This window comes from Capnocytophaga ochracea DSM 7271, from assembly GCF_000023285.1.
GTDB classification, from domain to species: domain Bacteria; phylum Bacteroidota; class Bacteroidia; order Flavobacteriales; family Flavobacteriaceae; genus Capnocytophaga; species Capnocytophaga ochracea.
Genome location: NC_013162.1, coordinates 435496 through 456123, shown reverse-complemented (window position 1 = coordinate 456123; position 20628 = coordinate 435496). Strand labels below are relative to the sequence as shown.

At 38.9% G+C, this 20628-nt stretch carries 15 protein-coding genes; 14 read left to right on the top strand and 1 reads right to left on the bottom strand.

Annotation, left to right across the window (positions count from 1 at the left end; translation table 11 throughout):
• Positions 1 to 318: 318 nt before the first annotated feature.
• The 8 genes from COCH_RS01825 to rsgA all read left to right on the top strand — a co-directional run bounded on the left by COCH_RS01825 (position 319) and on the right by rsgA (position 13221).
• On the top strand, positions 319 to 2190 hold the full coding sequence (locus COCH_RS01825) for a glycoside hydrolase family 13 protein (RefSeq protein WP_015781686.1): 1872 nt from the start codon (positions 319 to 321) through the stop codon (positions 2188 to 2190).
• Positions 2191 to 2202: 12 nt separating this feature from the next.
• Complete coding sequence (locus tag COCH_RS01820) at positions 2203 to 2448, top strand: hypothetical protein (RefSeq protein ID WP_009417563.1); 246 nt, start codon at positions 2203 to 2205, stop codon at positions 2446 to 2448.
• A complete protein-coding gene (locus COCH_RS01815) occupies positions 2435 to 3247 on the top strand; it encodes a zeta toxin family protein (RefSeq protein ID WP_015781685.1) in 813 nt (270 codons plus the stop codon). Before COCH_RS01820 ends, COCH_RS01815 begins: the two co-directional genes overlap by 14 nt.
• A 3-nt stretch (positions 3248 to 3250) precedes the next feature.
• Positions 3251 to 6277, top strand: coding sequence for a reprolysin-like metallopeptidase (locus COCH_RS01810; protein WP_015781684.1), 3027 nt, complete (start codon positions 3251 to 3253; stop codon positions 6275 to 6277).
• 68 nt (positions 6278 to 6345) lie between these two features.
• Positions 6346 to 8697: a reprolysin-like metallopeptidase gene (locus tag COCH_RS01805; protein WP_015781683.1), complete on the top strand. Its 2352-nt coding sequence runs from the start codon at positions 6346 to 6348 to the stop codon at positions 8695 to 8697.
• Positions 8698 to 8747: 50 nt separating this feature from the next.
• A complete protein-coding gene (locus COCH_RS01800; protein WP_015781682.1) occupies positions 8748 to 11744 on the top strand; it encodes a reprolysin-like metallopeptidase in 2997 nt (998 codons plus the stop codon).
• A 25-nt stretch (positions 11745 to 11769) separates the two neighbouring features.
• Positions 11770 to 12279, top strand: a complete 510-nt coding sequence (locus tag COCH_RS01795; RefSeq protein ID WP_015781681.1) for a CvpA family protein — start codon at positions 11770 to 11772, stop codon at positions 12277 to 12279.
• Between the two features lie 3 nt (positions 12280 to 12282).
• Entirely contained in the window at positions 12283 to 13221 is a 939-nt protein-coding gene (gene rsgA, locus COCH_RS01790) for a ribosome small subunit-dependent GTPase A (RefSeq protein ID WP_015781680.1), read from the top strand.
• A gap of 211 nt (positions 13222 to 13432) precedes the next feature.
• On the opposite strand, the gene COCH_RS01785 is transcribed toward rsgA, so the two are convergent.
• Positions 13433 to 14428 carry a glycosyltransferase gene (locus COCH_RS01785; protein WP_015781679.1) on the bottom strand — a complete coding sequence of 332 codons (996 nt, stop codon included), beginning with the start codon at positions 14426 to 14428 and terminating at the stop codon, positions 13433 to 13435.
• 101 nt (positions 14429 to 14529) lie between these two features.
• Here COCH_RS01785 and COCH_RS01780 point away from each other — a divergent pair, with 101 nt between their 5' ends.
• The 6 genes from COCH_RS01780 to COCH_RS11840 all read left to right on the top strand — a co-directional run bounded on the left by COCH_RS01780 (position 14530) and on the right by COCH_RS11840 (position 20601).
• Positions 14530 to 15393 carry a sigma-70 family RNA polymerase sigma factor gene (locus COCH_RS01780; protein ID WP_015781678.1) on the top strand — a complete coding sequence of 288 codons (864 nt, stop codon included), beginning with the start codon at positions 14530 to 14532 and terminating at the stop codon, positions 15391 to 15393.
• Positions 15394 to 15615: 222 nt separating this feature from the next.
• A complete protein-coding gene (locus tag COCH_RS01775; RefSeq protein ID WP_015781677.1) occupies positions 15616 to 17106 on the top strand; it encodes a hypothetical protein in 1491 nt (496 codons plus the stop codon).
• Positions 17107 to 17118: 12 nt separating this feature from the next.
• Positions 17119 to 18066, top strand: a complete 948-nt coding sequence (locus tag COCH_RS01770) for a hypothetical protein (RefSeq protein WP_015781676.1) — start codon at positions 17119 to 17121, stop codon at positions 18064 to 18066.
• 109 nt (positions 18067 to 18175) lie between these two features.
• On the top strand, positions 18176 to 19114 hold the full coding sequence (locus tag COCH_RS01765; protein WP_015781675.1) for a hypothetical protein: 939 nt from the start codon (positions 18176 to 18178) through the stop codon (positions 19112 to 19114).
• 4 nt (positions 19115 to 19118) lie between these two features.
• Entirely contained in the window at positions 19119 to 20318 is a 1200-nt protein-coding gene (locus tag COCH_RS01760) for a clostripain-related cysteine peptidase (RefSeq protein ID WP_015781674.1), read from the top strand.
• A 94-nt stretch (positions 20319 to 20412) separates the two neighbouring features.
• Positions 20413 to 20601: a hypothetical protein gene (locus COCH_RS11840; protein WP_143713199.1), complete on the top strand. Its 189-nt coding sequence runs from the start codon at positions 20413 to 20415 to the stop codon at positions 20599 to 20601.
• The last annotated feature ends 27 nt before the right edge of the window (positions 20602 to 20628 follow it).

Genomic DNA, 20628 nt, shown 5'->3' with positions numbered 1-20628 from the left:
GGGCAAAGTTACAAAACAATTGACAATTCGCAATTGATAATTGACAATTGAATAGGGGTGAGACATTTGATAGACTTTAAACGGAACTATGATGGCTTTATAGTGGGGCTTCAGTGGGGCTTCAGTGGCTCTACAGTGGGTCTACAGTGGGTCTACAGTGGGTCTACAGTGGCTCTACAATGAAGACTAACCAAAGATTAATAGAATACTAATAGAACTTACAATGTTGTTACTATCAACTGTATCTCTCGTTCTGTGGGTCGAACTTGTCCGACCTAAAATAATTAACTACTATTTTTCATTGTTATTTAAAAAGAAATGCTTATCTTTGCGCGAATAAACACCCGTGTAACTTGCACTATGAAATACATTATTACCCTTATGGGACTATTTACTTTTGGAATGACTCACGCTCAGATTCAGCGTGTAGAACCGCCTTTTTGGTGGGAAGGAATGCACTACAGCCAAGTGCAGGTATTGCTCTATGGCAAAAATATCGCTCAGTACAATGTGGAGAGCGATTTGCCTATTGTAAACATACTGAAAACAGAGAACCCTAACTATCTGTTTGTAACCGTCGATACCAAAGATAAAAAAGCGGGCAACTATACCATTTCGCTATTGCAAAAGAAAAAGAAAGTGGGCAGTGTTCGCTACGAATTAAAAGCGCGTCGTGAGGGCTCGGCTTACCGCAAGAGTTTCGACAGCAGTGATATGGTTTACCTGATTATGCCCGACCGCTTTGCCAATGGTAAACCCGACAACGATTCGCACCCCGCACTTACTGATAAGCTCAACCGCTCAGATTCTTTCGGTCGTCACGGGGGGGACATTCAGGGGATTATCGACCATTTGGATTATATACAATCCTTAGGTGCTACGGCTATATGGAGTACGCCCTTATGTGAGGACAACGAACCACAACATTCTTATCACACTTATGCCCAAACCGATGTGTACAAAATAGACCCGCGTTATGGTACTAATGAAGAGTACCGACAGCTCTCAGCGGCTTTGCACAAGCGCGGTATGAAGCTCATCAAAGATTATGTAACCAACCACTGGGGCAGTCAGCATTGGCTCGTGAAAGACCTACCTTGCTACGACTGGTTACACCAATTTCCTGGTTATGGACAGAGTTCTCTTAAGATAACAACTCAGATGGACAGCAATGCCTCGGAATGGGACAAAAAGTACTGCGAAAAAGGTTGGTTTGCTCGTTCTATGCCCGACCTCAACCAAGCGAACCCATTGGTACTAAACTACCTCACCCAGAACGCGATTTGGTGGATAGAATACGCCGACCTCGACGGTTTGCGTGTGGATACTTATCCGTATAACGACAAAGCAGGCATTGCCCAATGGACGAAAGCCATTACTGATGAATACCCGCACTTTAACATTATGGGCGAAGTATGGCTTACTGAAAGCGCACAAGTGTCGTATTGGCAAAAGGATAGCCCTATCAGTGCGATACAAAGCTATAACACCCACCTGCCTACGGTAATGGACTTCCCGCTCTTCGATGCAATAGGCGAGGCTTTCCGTACCACACCTTCGTGGGACAAAGGTATGATGCAACTCTACGACAACTTTGCGAACGACTTTCTGTATAAAGACATCAACAATCTGCTTATCTTTGCAGAAAATCACGATACGGCACGTATCAATCACGTATATCCTAAGATAGAGGATTATAAGATGATTATCACATTGTTAGCAACGGCGCGTGGTATTCCGCAATTGTACTACGGTAGCGAGATAGCAATGACAGGCGACAAGAGTAAGGGCGATGGCGATATACGACAGGATTTCCCTGGTGGCTGGGCAGGCGATACGCAGAACGCTTTTAGCGCTTCGGGGCGTACGGCTACTCAGAAAGAGTATTACGATTTTACGGCTAAGCTCTTCAATTGGCGTAAGGACAAAGCCGTAATTCACTACGGGAAGACCAAGCAATACTTGCCTGAAAATGAAGTGTATGTCTATTTCCGTTACAACGATACCGAGACCGTAATGGTAGTGCTCAACAACAGCGAAAAGAGCCAAACGCTCCACCTAAACCGCTTTGCCGAGAGTTTGGCGGGATTTTTGAGGGGGAGAGATATTATCTCGGGGAAAGAGGTCTCTCTGAGTGGTGACACTTTAGAAATATCTGCTAAAACTCCTATGCTCATTGAATTAAAATAACAAAGGTATATGATGAAAGAACCTATTAGTTTAGATACAGCATTACAGATTGTAGGCTCATTAAAAGTAAGGGCTATTAAGGAAAAATCTACTTTAACTAATTTGGTAGAGAAGGATGCGTTAGACCAAAAAATTAAAATGTATTTAAAGGAAGAAAAAATGTTATATGGTACTGATGATATGGCAAGGCTTTCTGTTATGGATAAAGTAGTACATTATTATAGTCCGCTAATAAAACAAATGAATGGAGTACTATAAAGTTGAGGATATTTTTGAAAGAGAGAAAACAGACCTTTTATCAGGTTTAAAATCTCAAGAAAATCCTATTGCCTTTATATTAGGAGGACAGCCTGCATCAGGAAAGAGTGGGCTAGCAAAAGCTATCCTAAGACAATTTCCTGACAAAGATTTTCTTTTTGTAAATGGAGATATTTACAGAGAGTTTCATCCTAAGGCTAATGAGCTTATAAGATATCCTGAGAGATACTCAACAGAGACGCAAATATTCTCTAACTTTTTTACAGAAGCACTCATACAAGAGGCTATTATCCATAAATACAATATCATTGTAGAGGGTACTATGCGCAATCCTGAAGTACCTTTGCGTACGGCATTGGCTTTTAGAGAAAACGGTTTTAATGTAGAAGCTTTTGCGATTGCAGCTCCTGCACTCTTTACCGAATTAGGTTTTTATTTGCGCTATCAAGAAGAAAAAGATTTTCAAGGATATGGGCGATTGTCAGATAAAAATTCCCACGACAGAGCAGTAGAAGGCTTACTTCACTCATTAGACCGTTTGTACAACGAAAAGGCAGTAGATAAAATACATCTTTACAATTATCAAGCTGAAAAACATTTAGAAACTTTCTCATTGAGGGAACAGCAATGGGATATAAATATTTTGCCTTCTACAGAAGTTATAAAAGCAAGGAGAGAACAATTTCAGGATAAGACACTTCGTTTGCAACTGATAGCACGAGCTTACTCTGTTATACCGCGAATGTCGCCACCTATAAAAGCTATAGTAGAAGCACTTATAGAGCAGTTAAAAGACTAAAGAATGAAAAACATCATTACAATAGGATTGCTAATAGGGTGTGTGTTCTTTGGGAAAGCACAGGACGAGGCGGATAAATGGCTAAAAGCAGTATCGGCACAACAAGGTATTGCCATTGACTGGCAGGAGCGCAAAACCTCTCTTGCCTCAGAGGGTATTCGCTCTTTTGTGGGTTACTACCAAGACAATTTTGTAGCGACCCTTTCGGTAGGAGGACAGAGCGTGTCAGGGAGTTTTCACTACCGAGATACCTCGTATGAGATAAACGAGCAAAAAGGACAATTGCTCTTTTCGCCTAATAAAGATTTCCGATGTGGCACTACCGATACGCCTCATTTGCACCCAAGCCTTTCGACAGCACGCCCTGCGATATTAGCCGAAGAAACCGCTCCTACCATTGCCAACACACAAACACTAAGGGTATACCGCTTGGCAATGCATATCCCTTATAGCACCTTCAGCACAGAACACTTAGAGAAAAACATACAAAAAGTAAAAACGTTTTGGGCAGATACTGAAAACTTCCTAAATGAAGTGTATATACGCGATTTGGGAGTGCGTTTTGAATTAGTAAACGATGAGCGTCTCATCATCAAAGACGAAAGCAAAGAGACTTTTGCAAGCTTTCACAATGCCGATTACGTTAAGGATCATTCAACAAAGGTTATCAACGAACTTATAGGAGAAAATAGTTATGACGTGGGTATCTCTCTTGCATATACCGCTTCCTTAAAAAAAGGAGTCAGAGGATTGGCTTATCTTAAAGGTGTTTATCAGGCAAATACCAAAGCTGATGCCGTAGCAGTACTTACCAAAGAAGTCATAGCTCACGAAATCGGACACTTATTCGGGGGTAAACACACTTTTGGTAGCTATAAGGGCTCAGAAGCCTACGATAGTGAAAAGACAGAGTATGACAGAGGTACTTCGGTGATGAGCTATGGCAGTCCGCGTGATTTCTTCTCGCTGTCGAGCATTCAGCGCATACGGGAACTATTGACGAAAGTACCCGTGAAAGCTCACGACAAGACTTTCACTACTCAAGCTCCTCGCATAGACCACAGCAAGATTAAAAGTCATTATACGATTCCCAAGGGTACTTTCTTTCAATTCTATATTCCTGCTATCGACCCCGATAGTGCAGAACTGCTATACGCCGTAAACCAACACGATGTGCGCAATGGTGATGAAACCCCAATAACGCAATACATTATCTACAAACCTACTCCAGCTAACCCTGTAACTATTAAAACAGAGTACCACAAAGACTCAGGTAGTGTAATAGCCAATAGTGGCTTAGCACAACAAACTACGGGTACTTTTACCTTTTGGTTGGGAGTGAGCGATGCCCCACTCCAACCGTCAGCCGACTATATAGTACAATACGATTTGGCTGAAACCAAAGTAACGGTAAAAGACGGTACCCCCTTCAAAATTACGACTACCCCAAAAAACGAATACAAAGGAGGCACTCAACTTACCCTTAGTTGGAACGTAGATAATACTATTTTCAAAGACACCAAAGTGCGTATCCTGCTCTCAGATGATTTAGGTAAGACGTTTAAACATATGGTAGTAGCAGAAGCTGATAACAACGGCAGTAAAGAAATTACCTTGCCTAATATTAGCACTACCCAAGCCGTCTTAAAAGTAGAAGTAATCGATGGTTTAGCCTTTGACCTTACTAACTACAACCCTAAAAGCGGTGGTTTTACCATTGAAAAGAACCCCGCCCTCCCCGAACCTCTCCTTTGGGCATCACTTCCTAATCATCTTACCCTTTCTTGTGAACAATCTATTCCAGCAGTAGTATTGCCTACAGTTACAGGGGGGTGTACTCCTGTGGTTACCCTTCAAAAAGAAGAACGCATCAAAGGCAATTGTGACTATACTTATACTCTCAAACGCATTTTTATAGCTACCGACACTTGTAACCAAACGCTTACTTATACTCAAACTATTAGCGTAACAGATAAAACTCGCCCTACTTTTGTAGGTGTTTTACCCCAAAATATGAGTATTAAAGAAGGTGAAACAATCCCTACCCAAGTAACGCTTACCGCTACTGATAATTGTGGCACCGCTACTGTTACGTCTTCTCATAAAGAAGTAAAAACTAATGGAAAAATCTCTCAGCTTATCTATATGTGGGAAGCTAAAGATGCTTGTGGCAATGTTACTACCCACCAGCAAATCATTACCATTGTGCCTAAAACAACTCCTATACCTCTCACTTGGGCAACACTTCCTAACAATATAACCGTAGATTGTGCCAAAGCTATTCCCGCTGTGCAAACCCCCACCACACAAGGAGGCTGTGCTAAGGTAGTGATTACTCGCGCCGATAAAGAACTTAACAAGCAATGCCTTAACAACTTCACGTTAGAGCGTACTTTTACCGCTTCCGATGGTTGCACAACTCTTACCCATACCCAGCGCATTACCGTAGCCGATACTACCCCACCTACTTTTGTAGGGACTTTACCTCAAAACCTCACGATTAAAGAAGGGACACCCGTCCCCCAACAACAGAGTATTTCAGCAGAAGATACTTGTGCAGGACAACCTACCGTTACAATCTCTCCAAAAGAAGAAACTCTCACTAACGGAAAGCTCTCTAAGGTCGTCTATAAGTGGGTAGCGCGCGATGTGTGTGGCAACGAAAGAGTGCATACGCAAACTATTATCATTACCCCAGTAATACCACAACCACCTACACCGCCAATAGTTCCTTCTGTTAAAGAAGTGGTGATTTACAATGCCGTTTCTACTGAAAAAGGCTCTGATAACTATTTCAGAATAGAAAATACAGATGAAAACCGACCTATTACCTTACTTATTTTTGATGAAATGGGCTTGAAAGTATATGAAAGTAACCATTATCAACAAAAAGGTGAATATTTTAGAGGCTATCCTAATGTAAAAGGAGTGATAGGTAGCAAACGCTTAGCAGGTACTTATTTCTATGTGGTTACCTATTATTTCAAAGGACAGCAAGAAACAAAAAAGGGATTCCTATATGTAAGATAACTTGTTAATTTTTGCTTGCTATTTGTTAATTGTTTTGTACCTTTGCGCCGTTTTTTAAAACCAAACTAATGAAACATATACTACGCTACTTACTTTGGCTATGCCTAAGCATAGAGGTAGCCAATGCACAAACTAATATCCAAAGTGTTATAGCTCTTTTTGCTGAAAAACCCTCTGTAGAATGGGCTCCCCCTATTCCTAACTCACCTTCTATGCTCGTACAATGGCAAGCGCGAACTACTTCTAAGGAATTTCGCTCGTTTGTAGGTTACTACCAAGAGCATTTTGTAGGCGTTATCAGCTTTGACAAACAGCAGTTAAGCGGTGAAGTGTTTTACAGAGGAAAGTCCTATGTATTGGGAACTTCTCCCCAAGGAATGCTCACTGTAGAGGCAGTAACCGATGAACACGATTGTGGTACGAGTTCTTTGGGAAAACAAGCCCTCACTGCCCGCAATTTCTTTCCCGAAGGCAATGAAGATAAGAACGACCCTCCTATCGAGCAACCCGAGATTTACAATTCACTTTATCCTAAAGCGCTCATTCACACCGATGGCGTATTCAGGCACTACCGCTTGGCAATACCGGTGGATTACAGCATTTACAATTCGGCATATTTTAATAGAAATGTAAATAAAATCAAAACGTTTTGGTATGCCACCGTTGCCTTTATGAATGAGTTATATCGCAATGATGTGGGGGTGGATTTTACTTTGGTAGATGATGAGGCACTTATTTTTACTACTGAAGAAAATCATTTATTCCGCAGAAGGGAAGCTGCTAATGAAGTGGTAAACAACGGTACAATCACCTTAAATAAGAAGTACGACCCTAAGAAGTACGATTTGGCAGTGATCCTAACTGATTATCGCGAGAACTACAATGGTTTGGCAGCGGTCTATGCAGTTTATGAGCAACACAACAAAGCTAATGCGGCAGCACGCCCCATAAAGCCTTCTACCATTGCCCACGAAATAGGACATATGTTTGGTGCAGACCATACATTCTCTAACGGAGGACAGTATTCTAGTAAAACCGAAACTGGATCGGGTCAATCAATTATGAGTTATGGACACGAGCACCCACGCGATTTCTTTTCGCTCGTAAGTCTGCAAGAGATACGCAAGTTCTTGGGGAACTCTATGGCGTATTACGCTGATGAAGCGCGTACCCAAGAGGCAGGTAAACGCGTAGAAGGTACAGGCTCTAACCTTGTTTATGGGATAAAGAGCAACAACCGCCCCCCAGTGCTTGATAAAACGCACCTTAAGAAAACCTACACTATCCCTGAAGATACTTATTTTCAATTCTATCTGAACGCTACCGACCCCGAGGGCGATGCGCTTACTTATATAGCACACCCCGCTGATAGGCGTTTTCACTCTACCAAATCTAACGCTCGTTTTATCACCTACAAAGGAAAATCTGATGGTAATATACGCTTTGAAACTACTTGGTTTGAGAGTGAACGCAATACCTTTGTACCCATAGGAGCTGCCGATTCTTACAAAGAAGGTACTTTCACCTTTTGGTTAGCTGCTGCCGATCATAACAAAGACAATAGCAACCACGTAGTGAAATACGATGTAGAAGAGGTACAAGTGAAAATAGTCAAAGGTAAACCTTTTGAAATACAAAATTTCGACAATGGCAGTAGGGAGCAGAACAAAACCTACAAAGGAGGTCAGACAATTTTGCTTCATTGGCAGGTAGACGAGGCTATTTTTACCAAAGATAGTAAGGTGCGTATCCTTTTGTCAACCGACTCTGGTAAAACCTATAAGTATGTATTGAAAAAAGAAGTAGCTAATAATGGCACTTGCCAAGTAGAGCTTCCCAATATATCTGTAGGTACTACTCGCGGACATTTTGGCAAACAAAGAGGACAAGGCATCATTAAAATAGAAGTGATTGATGGCTTGGCTTATGCATTGTCTTGTACAAAGCCGTATCACGTAGGAGGTTTTATGATACAAAAAGACCCTACAAAACCTGAAACTACGCCAGAACCAGAACCTCAGCCCAACCCACGACCTAACCCTCAACCTAACCCACAACCACAGCCTAGCCCGCAACCACAGCCCCAACCACAACCAAGTCCGTCAGACTCTTCTGACTCATCAACATTACCTAATGCAACAGCAATCATATACAATGCTGTCTCAACTACTAACCCCGGGAACTATTTTAAAATAGAAAATGCTGACGAAGATCGCCCTATCTCGGTACTCATCTTCGATGAAATGGGACTCAAAGTATACGAGAACAACTATTACGGCAAAAACGGTGAAGTGTTTAGGGGCTACTCTAATCTAAAAACTATAAGTAACAAACCTCTTGCAGGTACTTATTTCTATATAGTTACCTATTATAAAGATGGTAACTTAGAAGAAAAGAAAGGATTCCTATATGTAAGATAATCGGAATTCTTACCTGTTACCTAATACTAACGACTAATAACTAACAACAAATGAAAATATCACGACTTTTACTACTCTGGTTCTTCGTAGCAGGAACCATAAATGCACAACAAAAAGCTACTGAGGTCATACGCCTTTTTGGTACAAACTCCTCAGTACAATGGAATGTTCCTATCGAAGGAAAATCTGTATCGCTCAACTGGCAAGCACGTCCCAACAGCCTTGCCCAAGAAGGATTCCGCACTTTCGTTGCCTATCACAATGGCAATTTTGCAGGAACACTCTCAATGAATAAAAGTACCCTATCAGGTGAAGTATGGCACGACGGTCATTCTTATTTCATCAACACTGAAAACGGAATACTCAAAGTTACTACCGATAAAGAACACTTCGCTTGTGGCACTTGCGCCGATGGACAATGCTCCCAAGCTACAACACCCACTTCCCAAAGACTACCTATGCAACTCGCGCCTGCTAATGCGATGACTGCACGTGGTGCCATACTGCATGAAGAGCCACTTCCGTCTGACGACAAAAAAGTGCTTTACAATACCAATGTACTCAGAACCTATCGTTTGGCTATGCTCATCGATTACAGTTTCTACAAAAAACATTGTTATGGTGATATAAATAAGGTAAAAGAATTTATGACAAAAGTAGAGGCAGGGCTCAACGAAGTATGCGGTAGAGAGATTGGCTGTCAATTTACTTTGGTGAACGACCCTCGCCTTATCATCACTACTAAAGACAAAGAAATATACAATTACCCTGTGGTGAGAGAGGTATTGAATAGAGCGACTTCAGATTTTAATAACCTTATAGGCGAAGAGAATTACGATGCAGGTATTGTCTTTTCTATATACAGTGATAACCGTGGTTTGGCGCATTTGGGTGAAATTACAGGAAAGCTAAAAGGAGGCTGTATCGCCAATCACGAGTTTTATATCATCCTTCACGAATTAGGACACTTATTAGGCTCCGCACACACTTTTACCATAGGAGGTGCAACAGCTTCTTCTCATACCGAACCCGATAGAGGGAACTCTATTATGAGTTACATCAACGACCCTAATGGCACTTATTTTTCTCTTCCGTCTATATACACCATCCGCAACCGTACCAATTTGCACGATGCTTATTATAGCGATAAAGCCCGTACACAGTTGGTAGGCTTGCCACAGGACAATATTCCTTACGGTGAAGTTTCTACTAACCGTGCCCCCGTAATCCAACGTTCTACCTTAAAGAAGGAATACAAACTCCCCAAAAATACTTACTTTCAATTCAATATAGAAGCAACTGACCCCGATGGTGATCCGCTTCTCTATATGGCACATCAAGCCGATTTTAATCAGTTTGGCAAAGCGCGTTTCCCTTCTAATCGCCCTACCGAAAGCAACCATATAGAGTTCTATCAACCCTATAGAGAAAATGGATACAATGAATGGAAACCTGTCCCTTATAAGTTCACAGGTAAAAATGAAACTGGCGTTTTTACTTTTTGGTTAGGCGTATGCGATGGTAAAATAGGAGCTTACAAAGATGGAAAACCTCACGTAGCGCTCTATGATGTCTATGAAACCAAAGTAAATATAGTAGAAGGTAAGCCTTTTAGGATAACTAATATAACTAAAAGCAGTGCCGGAAGATTTAAATATGGTAAAGAAACTACTATCTACTGGGATGTTGATAAGAATGTTTTTGGCAACGATAGTAAGGTGCGTATTCTCTTTTCAGACGATTATGGAAAAACCTATAAATACGTGTTAGCCGATGGATTACCTAACAACGGACAAGCTACGGTCATTTTTCCTACACAAGCCAAAGGGTGGAAAAATTATAATCTTTTTGTAGAAGGACTCTTTAAAATAGAAGTACTCAACCATATTGCCTATGCTGTGAGCACTGACACCCCAGGCACTTTGGATATGCACAGCCCTGACATTACCTTTAAAAATTTACCAGAGCCTGTGATAACTGTTAAAAAGAATGCTATTCCCGAAAAACCTAACGTTACCGCCGAATCTCATTATTGTGGTGCTAATAAAAAAGCTGAGGTAACTTTTTCAGAAGAAGACCATACTACCTATTTATTGCGCAAATGGGTAGCAAAAGATAAATGCAACTATTCTGCTACAGCACAGCAATTTATCTATTACGAAAAAGAACCACCTACTAAAACCTTACGATTTGTAGCTCCTCTTCCTGAGGATAAACACGTACAATGCAGAGGCGATATTCCATCCAAAGCTGAAGTAAAAGCAGAGGGAGCCGATAACATTCACATAGACTATGAAGAAGAGTTTAGAGAAGGCGACCGTAAGTCTTACAAACTCACTCGCTCTTGGATAGCCTATGCCGAGGGAGCTTTGCCTATCCGCCATACCCAACAAATTTTCCTTAAAGACACCCAAAAACCTGTGCTCTCGTCTTACCCCCCAAGTATGACCGTAAAGAGCGAAGCCGATGTGCCTGTAAGAGAAAACCTCACTGCAACCGATAATTGTGATGGAGCTTTACAAGTAGTGTCTAGCCAAAGTAATGAAACTAAAGACGGTAAAAAAATAGTGCGCTATGTATGGTTTGTAGAAGATAGTGCTCATAACGAAAACCGTTATGAACAAGTAATCACTATTGATCTTAACGCTCAAAATCCTCAACCCCAACCCCAACCCAACCCTCAACCACAACCACAGCCACAACCTCAACCCCAACCCCAACCACAGCCCAACCCGTCCGACCCATCCAAATCACCCTCTGCGGCACTTATAATATATAATGCTGTCTCAACTACTAACCCCGAGAACTATTTCAAGGTAGAAAATGCCGATGAAGATCGCCCTATCTCATTACTTATTTTTGATGAAATGGGCTTAAAAGTGTACGAAAATAACCACTATCAGCAAAATGGTGACTATTTCAGAGGCTACCCTAACGTAAAAGGAGTGGTAGGTAGCAAACGCTTAGCAGGTACTTATTTCTATGTGGTTACCTACTATTTTAAAGGACAACAACAAACCAAAAAAGGAATTTTATACGTAAAATAGATACTACTAAAAATATAATTGATAAATGAATAAGATAGATATTTTATTATTGGTAATTCTGGCTTTCGGAGCTGTACGTGGCTTTATGCGAGGAGTTATCATCGAAATGGCATCGCTATTAGCTATTGTGATAGGTATCTATGGGGCGATACACTTTTCGTTCTTTACAGCCTCGTTGTTAGACAAGATTCTACCAGCCGAAAAACAAACCTTGGAGATTTTTGCATTTGGTATTACTCTCATTGTATTAATGCTGGGGGTAATGCTCTTAGCTAAAGTCCTTACCCAGATGCTTAAAATTGCCGAACTCGGTTTTCTGAACCGTTTAGCAGGAGCCTTGTTTGGCTTACTCAAAGTGGCTGTAATTGCAGGGTCGATGTTCTTGTTTTTAGAGCGTACCTTTCAAACCGAAAAGTGGCTCTCAGTCTCCGCTTTGAGTGAATCTCTTCTGTACAAACCCGTAAAGAGTATCAGTCAAGTAGTATACGCCAATGTATTTCCCGAGAAAGAGAAAAAAGAACAGAAAAGTGAATAATAAATGGAAGGGTTAGTCTATAAATCTACAGGAAGCTGGTACACAGTGAAGGACGTCGCTACGGAGCAGTTCTACGAGTGTCGCATCAAAGGCAAATTCCGAATAAAAGGCATTAAGAACACAAATCCCATAGCCGTGGGCGACCGCGTGCTCTTTCGTTTGGAAGAGAGCAACAGAGGCGTCATTACCGAGATAAAAGAACGCGATAACTACATCATTCGTAAATCAGTAAACCTCTCTAAGCAAACTCATATCATCGCTTCCAATATCAACCTCGCTTTCTTGGTAGTAACCCTCAACAATCCGCCTACCTCTACTACTTTCATCGACCGTTTTTTGGTAACTGCCGAAGCCTATGGTATCAAAACCGTATTGCTTTTCAACAAAGTAGATACTTATACAGAAGACGAGCTCACCGAAGTGAAATTCCTCGCTTCAATATACCGCAAGGCAGGTTATAAATGTATAGGTATTTCGGCTACTACGGGCAAAAATATCGATAAGGTAAAAACCATTATGGAAGGAAAAACCTGCGTGGTATCAGGGCATTCTGGTGCGGGCAAGTCTACCCTCATCAATGCCATAGCTCCCAATTTACATCTCAAAACTGCCGAAATCTCTCAGCAACATCAGCAAGGTCAGCACACTACCACTTTTGCCGAGATGTTCGATTTGCCTTTTGGGGCACGCATTATCGATACTCCAGGTATCAAAGGCTTTGGTATGGTAGAAATCGAAAAAGAAGAACTCACCGACTATTTTCCCGAGTTTTTCGCTCTCAAACACCAATGTAAGTTCAATAACTGTCTCCATACCGATGAACCCCAATGCGCTGTAAAAGCAGCCTTAGACCGCGATGAAATCGCTTGGTCGCGCTACAAAAGCTATCTCCAAATCCTAAAAGGCGAAGAAAGCGTATACCGAGAAGGCGAAGGAGAGTAACGCAAAAAACAATATTAAAATAAAACACCTCTCTCTTACAAACAACAGACCTCCTATTGGAGGTCTGTTTTCTTTCGTTTTATTTCTGTGTAAATGCCCTTTATAGCAGTTTAAAAATCAAATCTTTATATAGCTATCCTATACCAATCGTCCAAGATTCGTATAAGCTTCCTATAAGCTTTCTATAAGCTCCCTACTACTAAAAAAGAGGTTATTTAAAGAATAAATGCGGGAAAAGAGTTTCGATTGGTTTCTTAACGAAAGCTATTTTTAATGTTGCTCTGAGAAATCCCCAACCATAACTAAAAAACTGTACCAGAAGTGCCCAAACCGATAAAAATCCTATCTTCACACTGCGGTTCTCTCGGGCACTGTCCCACCCTATCAATATAAAATAAGAAGCGTATACAAGCAAGGGAGCGATGTGTCCAAAAAAGGCTAACAGTATAGCGCCACAAAGTCCCAAGGCAAAGCAAGTAGGCAACCAAAAAGTCAGCTTGCGCGTTTGCGGGTGCCAATGGTTAAGGATAGCCCGCGTTTGTCCAAATTTGCTCACTTGGGTACGGAATTTCGTCCACGAAATGCGCCGTTTGTGAAACACAAAAGCGGTAGGGATAAAAGCCGAATCAAAACCCTTTTCCCAAAGGCGTATCACTAAATCAGGGTCTTCACCAGGGTGTATTTTCCCAAAACCTCCCGTCGCCTCAAAAGCTTTACGCGATAAACCCATATTAAAACTGCGAGGTTCAAACCGCTGAATACGCTTTTGGCTACCGCGAATGCCCCCCGTAGTCAGCAAAGAAGTCATCGTATAGTTAATAGCTTTCTGAATATCGGTAAAGTCATCGGTAGCAGTATCCGAGCCCCCAAAACAATCTACATAATGGGCTTGCAAGAAGTCATCTACCGCTTCCAAATAATGAGAAGGCAAAATGCAATCGGAATCTAAAATGATAAAATAATCGTGCTGAGCGCGTTGCATACCGTAATTACGCGAGTCGCCCGGACCTGTATTAGGTTTAGAAAGATAACTAATCGATAAATCGTTTTGGTATTTTTTACATATCTGCTCTGAGGTAATAGTAGAGCCGTCCTCTATCACTACTACTTCAAAATCACCTTCGTAAGTTTGTGATACAAGACTGTTTAGCAGTTCGTCAAGTTCCTCAGGGCGATTGTATATAGGGATAATAAAACTATATTTCATCTGTTAAAGTAATGTTAAAATTAAAAGATTTTGTAACATCTCTATAATACCATACGTATAATATGCGTATAAGAATCGACAAAATTAAGGATTTTTTCTGAATGAGACAACTAAAAATTACCAAACAGGTAACCAACCGTGAAACCGCGTCTCTTGATAAGTATTTACAAGAGATCGGTCGTGTAGATTTGATTACTGCCGATGAAGAGGTGGAATTGGCACAACGCATTAAGGCAGGCGATGTAGCTGCCTTAGAAAAACTCACCAAAGCCAATTTGCGCTTCGTGGTATCAGTAGCTAAACAATACCAAAACCAAGGGCTTACCCTGCCCGACCTTATTAACGAAGGGAACTTAGGGCTCATCAAAGCAGCACAACGCTTCGACGAAACCCGTGGATTCAAATTCATTTCCTACGCCGTATGGTGGATTCGCCAATCTATTCTCCAAGCCTTAGCCGAACAATCCCGTATTGTGCGCTTACCGCTGAATAAAATAGGTTCTATCAACAAAATTAACAAGATGTATGCTTATCTCGAGCAAGCCAATGAACGCGTACCTTCAGCCGAAGAAATTGCACGTGAGTTAGATATGTCAGTAAACGATGTAAAAGAATCAATGAAAAATGCAGGGCGTCATATCTCTATGGATGCGCCTTTGGTGGAAGGAGAAGATTCTAATCTTTACGACGTGATTCGCAGTAACGAATCGCCTAACCCCGATAAGTCGCTTATTTTAGATTCGTTGCGTACCGAGATTGAGCGTGCACTCGAAACGCTTACCCCTCGCGAAGCCGATGTAGTTCGTTTGTATTTCGGTCTTTCCGACCAGCACGCAATGACCCTCGAAGAAATAGGTGAAACCTTCGACCTCACCCGCGAACGTGTACGTCAAATCAAAGAAAAAGCAATACGTCGCCTTAAACACACTTCCCGTAGTAAAATTCTAAAAACATATTTAGGATAGTCAATTACAAATTACGAAATAGGAATTACGACTGTACCTCTAAACTTTGCCAAAGTTTCCTGCCTATGTGGCTCGTACCTTTGGCAAAGTTTTTTTATAATATTTTTCTATTACAACTATGTTTATTTTGCACATAAATGAAAAAAAATAACTCATTTTATTTTTTTTTCTAAATAAAAAAATGTATCTTTGTCCCATAATAATCTTAAAATTTGATACGCTATGAAGAAAATGTTATTATTGATAGGGGTAATTTCCTTGTCTGCCTGCCAAAAAAAGGACTTTTTAGAGGCTGAAGTTTCACAAACCTCTATTGAAAAAAATGCCAAAGCAGAGGATTTATCATTTCCTTTTGCTACTGAAGAAGAGTTAAATCAGTTCAAAGACAATCCAAAGGTACTTCATTATGAAAAGGCTCGTAAAGTAGCTCTTTTGGAAATGCAAGCTACTGGTTTTATTGAACAGATGAATTGGAATGGTTTTCATTTGTCTGAAAAGCCAATTGTCTTTTACAATTTATCTTCTGTACCTAAGTACTATGATTACATAGCTTTAGACTCTGAAAACGAACCCATAGGTACTATTAGAGTAACAGCTACCAAAGAGAAAAGTACTGCGCTTAAAGGTATGTTTTCTAAAACGTTCAACTACAACGAAATGCTTAGCAAATCATCAGCTACACATCCTTCTTTTTTTATAGATTGGAAAGGTACTGAGTTTGTAGGGATGAAATCTAAATCAGGAGAGGCTCCTAAACAACTCATTGCTGCAGAAAGTGGGAATCTCATATCTCAATCACAAGTAAAAGAATTGAGTAATCAAGAAATTGTAGATGTCTTATCAGAAGGACTTTTACCTGCACTTCTTCCTAAAGATGAGAGAGCATTCCAAAATATTCCTGAACATCTTATTCAAAATGACACTATTAGAGAGGAAATAGAAATTGCTAAGCACCTAGATGTTGACATGATAAAAGATTCCTTACAATCAACTCTTGTAAGAACAGAAAAAGAAGCAAAAGCATTCTGGAATGCTATTGATGAGATTGAAGAAGACCTTAAAAAAACTACAGATGAGGAACTTACCAATGCTGATAGCAAATTCTTCAGACGTATTCGTAATTGGATTCGTAGAGTCTTTAATTTTAATACTAATACAGATACTCATTATATTGAAAAATATGCTAATTATAGTAATATAGACAATTATGGGCACATAAATGATTGGTGTGGACCTTGGGTATGTGGTTATATAGTGTATGTAAACTTAGGAATTGATAGGTATCAAACTTTTGAAAATTGTTCCTCTACATTTGGTGAATTAGGAATTATAAATAATCTGTTCCGTTATTTAAATAGTTTTCCAGATGCTAAAACAAGAGCACTATCACCTGCAGAAGCTTGTTGGGCAATGCCTATCGCTTCTCAAGGAAGAATTTGGATACATCCATCTGCTTTTTACAATAATCTACATGCTTATGACCACATAAGATACAGAAAAAAACCAGCTCTTCGCTTATGTGCCACAAAGGGACAACTGCATTGGACTTTAGCTTTAGGAGCTAAGGCTACAGGAAATTATTGGTGGAGAAATTACTATTTCTTACAAATAGACAATGGCACTTTAATAAGTAATAGACATCAATTTCCTAAAGATGCTCAAAACTACACAGCTATTGATTGGTGGAATCCTTGGTTTTTAGTTTATGATTAAAAATAAAATCCTATGAAAAAGTTTTTTGTAAAAGTATTTCTAATTTTTAGTATTTTAATTAGCTTCCAATTAAAATGTACTAAGCCAGAGATAGAAACAGCTACAAGTAATAAAACTAAAGTGTTAAAGCATAATTATATAGTAGTTAATTCAGTAGATAACTCACCTGCTGAGGTAGAAGTAAGTTACTCAGTTTTTATTAATGGAAATGCTGAAAACATTGTAAAAACTGAACGTAAAACTACTCCTTTTATCATTGGAGGAGAAGAAGTAAAAGTAGTATATGATAGTCTACTTTTTGTGCACGGAACTACTCGAAGATTTCATCAAAATGAATTAAAAAGGAATTACACTCCTCGTGGCGCTGACTATCTATCAATCAAAAATTTATCATCAGTAGCTATTGAATATGCTATTATAGGCAACCAAGAATTAGAATATGATCCTATTCAAAAAATAACTGATAGGAGTGATATTATAAACAAAAATGAAATCGATAAATCAAAAGTTGTTAAGTATCTTGGTGGTGCAAACCCTATATATAAGGCTACTCCTGTATTGTACCTAATAAAACCTGAATTAGCCCCTCAAACTACGGTCTATGTACTCAAAGGAATATACAGCAGTGAAGGAGGAGTATCTGGGAACAAAGCAGTAGCAGTACCTCTTAAAACTCCTAATTTTGGTGAAGTGATTGCACATACACCTTTTTCAGTAACTGATATTCTCAGCCTATACAAACAGGAATACACTTCAGGGAATATATTATATCCAGAATATAATGCCTATATGGATAGAGGAAGACCCTATAATTACAGCATTTCTCAAGGCAAACACTATCTTAAATTTTATGGGACTATACTTCCAGACAAAACATTAGAAAATACAGGGCAGATATGGTTTATTAATACTTTTAAAGGAAGTTATGCCCTTGATGGTTTTCAGGAATATGAAGATTAAGAAAAATGAAGAATAGTTTTAAATTATAAAACTCTTACTTTTGTTTTTACTTTTATGCATTGATTGGTGGAATCCTTGGTATTTAGTTTATGATTAAAAATAAAACACTATGAAAAAGTTTTTTGTGAAAGTATTTCTAATTTTTAGTATTTTAATTAGCTTCCAATTAAAATGTACCAAAATAGAAGAAGAAGTAATTGAAAACATAAAGACGAACTCTCTTAAACATAATTATATAGTAGTTAATTCAGTAGATAATTCACCTGCTGAAGTAGAGGTGAGTTACTCGGTTTTTGTAGAAGGGAATACTGAAAATATTGTAAAAACAGAACGCAAGATAACACCTTTCATTATAGGAGGAGAGTCTGTGCAAGTAAATTACGATAGCATTGTGTATATTTGGCATAAAAAATTCCACGATTACCAAAGGAAACTAAAAAGGAATTACACTCCTCGTGGTGCTGACTATCTATCAATCAAAAATTTATCATCAGTAGCTATTGAATATGCAGTTATAGGCAATCAAAAATTAGAGTTTTTATCTGCTGATGAGATTGCTAATAGTAGTGATATTGTAAACAAAAATCAAATAGATAAAACAAAAGTCGTTAAATATCCTAGCGGTGCAGCTCCTGTATATAAGGCTACTTCAGTATTATACCTGATAAAACCAGAATTAGCCCCTCAGACTACTGTTTATGTTACAAAAGGAATATATGCTCCTGATGGAGGCGTTTCAGGTAGAGAAGCAGTAGCTGTACCTCTTAAAACTCCTAATTTTGGAGAAATAGTAGCTAACACACCTTTTTCAATAGCTGAGATTCTTAGTTTGTATAAACAAGAATATACTTATGGAAATACATTATATCCTAATTATGATGCTTATATGGGAAGAAACACTAAAGATCCAAATGATAGAAGTATTCTTCAGCATAATTACAAGATTAAACATTATGGAATAGTCTCAGCAGGAAAATCCTTAGAAAATAAAGGGGAAGTATGGTTTATCAATATCCCAAATGGAATAATGGGCTCTAATAGTTTTTAAACAGATGAAAAATTTTTTTTTACGAACACTTGCCATAGTTTTATGGCAGGTGTTCCTTTTCACAAGCTGCGAAAAGGATTCTAATATTGTTACAAAAAAAGAAAGTAAAAGAGCTGTTTTCGTTTATATGATAGCTGATAATGATTTAGACTTCTATGCTACTGCAAATATTAACGAAATGGAAACTTTTATGGCTCAAAACCCTGAAGCTGGCTCTGTGTATGTTTATATTGATCGCGCTAAAAACAGAAAAACAGCTCACCCTATACTGTATCAAATTACTGCTGACACCTCTGCTAAAATAAACTCTAAGATTATAAAGGTTTATCCTGAAAATAATAGTGCCAATGAAAAAGTTTTTGCTGAAGCACTTTCACAAGTACAAACTATTTGTGCTATTAATAATGAGTTCTTACGCGGACTTGTGTTATGGTCACACGGTAGTGCTTGGCTCCCCGAGAGTGTTTCTTTAGCTTCGCAAAGAGCTACTGCAGTCAAATCTTTTGGGCTTGACCAAACTATGGCTAATAACGAAAACCATAATGCCGAAATGGATGTCCGAAAATTAACTATCATTCTAAATAATTATCACTTTGATTTTATCCTTTTTGACGCTTGTTTTATGGCTTCTATTGAGGTGTTTTATGAATTGAGAAATACTACAGATTATATCATTGCTTCTCCTACTGAAGTGCTTGCTACAGGATTTCCCTATAAAGATATTTTGACTGATATGCTTAGTGCTACAGTGAATTACCAGAAAATTGCTCAAAAATATGTAGCATTTTTTCAGCAGAAAAAAGGTGTATTACAATCTGCTTCAGTAGTTACTGTCAAAACAGCTGAGCTTCCTCAGTTTGCAACATTATTTAAATACTATTTAAATACTATTTCTAGAGAAATAACAGACCAAAAATGGTTGCAATATAGCCAAGATGAAGTAGACTATCTATTTGATTTAGGACAGGTTGCTGATTATTTGCAAAAAGAACAAACTAATAAAAAACTTACCGAGCAATTAGGAAGATTAATAACTAATTACCATCATACTTCTTATTTCTTTGGTAAAATACCTCTCCAAAAAAGTTCTGGAATCAGTATTTATATACCTCAGTCGGCTACACTACAAAATGATGAATATGAATTTTATAAAACATTATCTTGGACTAATGCTGTTAATATGCCTATTTTTACTAAGCATTAGTTGTAAAAAAGAAAAAGTGTCTAAAGAGAATTACAGAATAGGTATTGAAAATAGATATTTTGAAAGAATTGATTCTGTTTCAATAGGTTCTAAAATGTCAAAGGAACCAATAGAAGTCTCTCAAACCTACTTTTTTAAGGAATATTTTCCTAAAAATACCTATGAAGTACGTTGTTATACAGCTTCTCATTTAGTGATTAAAACCACTCTTAAAGCAGTTGATCATCAAGAGAATATTTTACTATCATTAAATGCTGATGGAGTGTTATCTATCAAAAAATAATACGAATATATTTGAATATTAGAATGT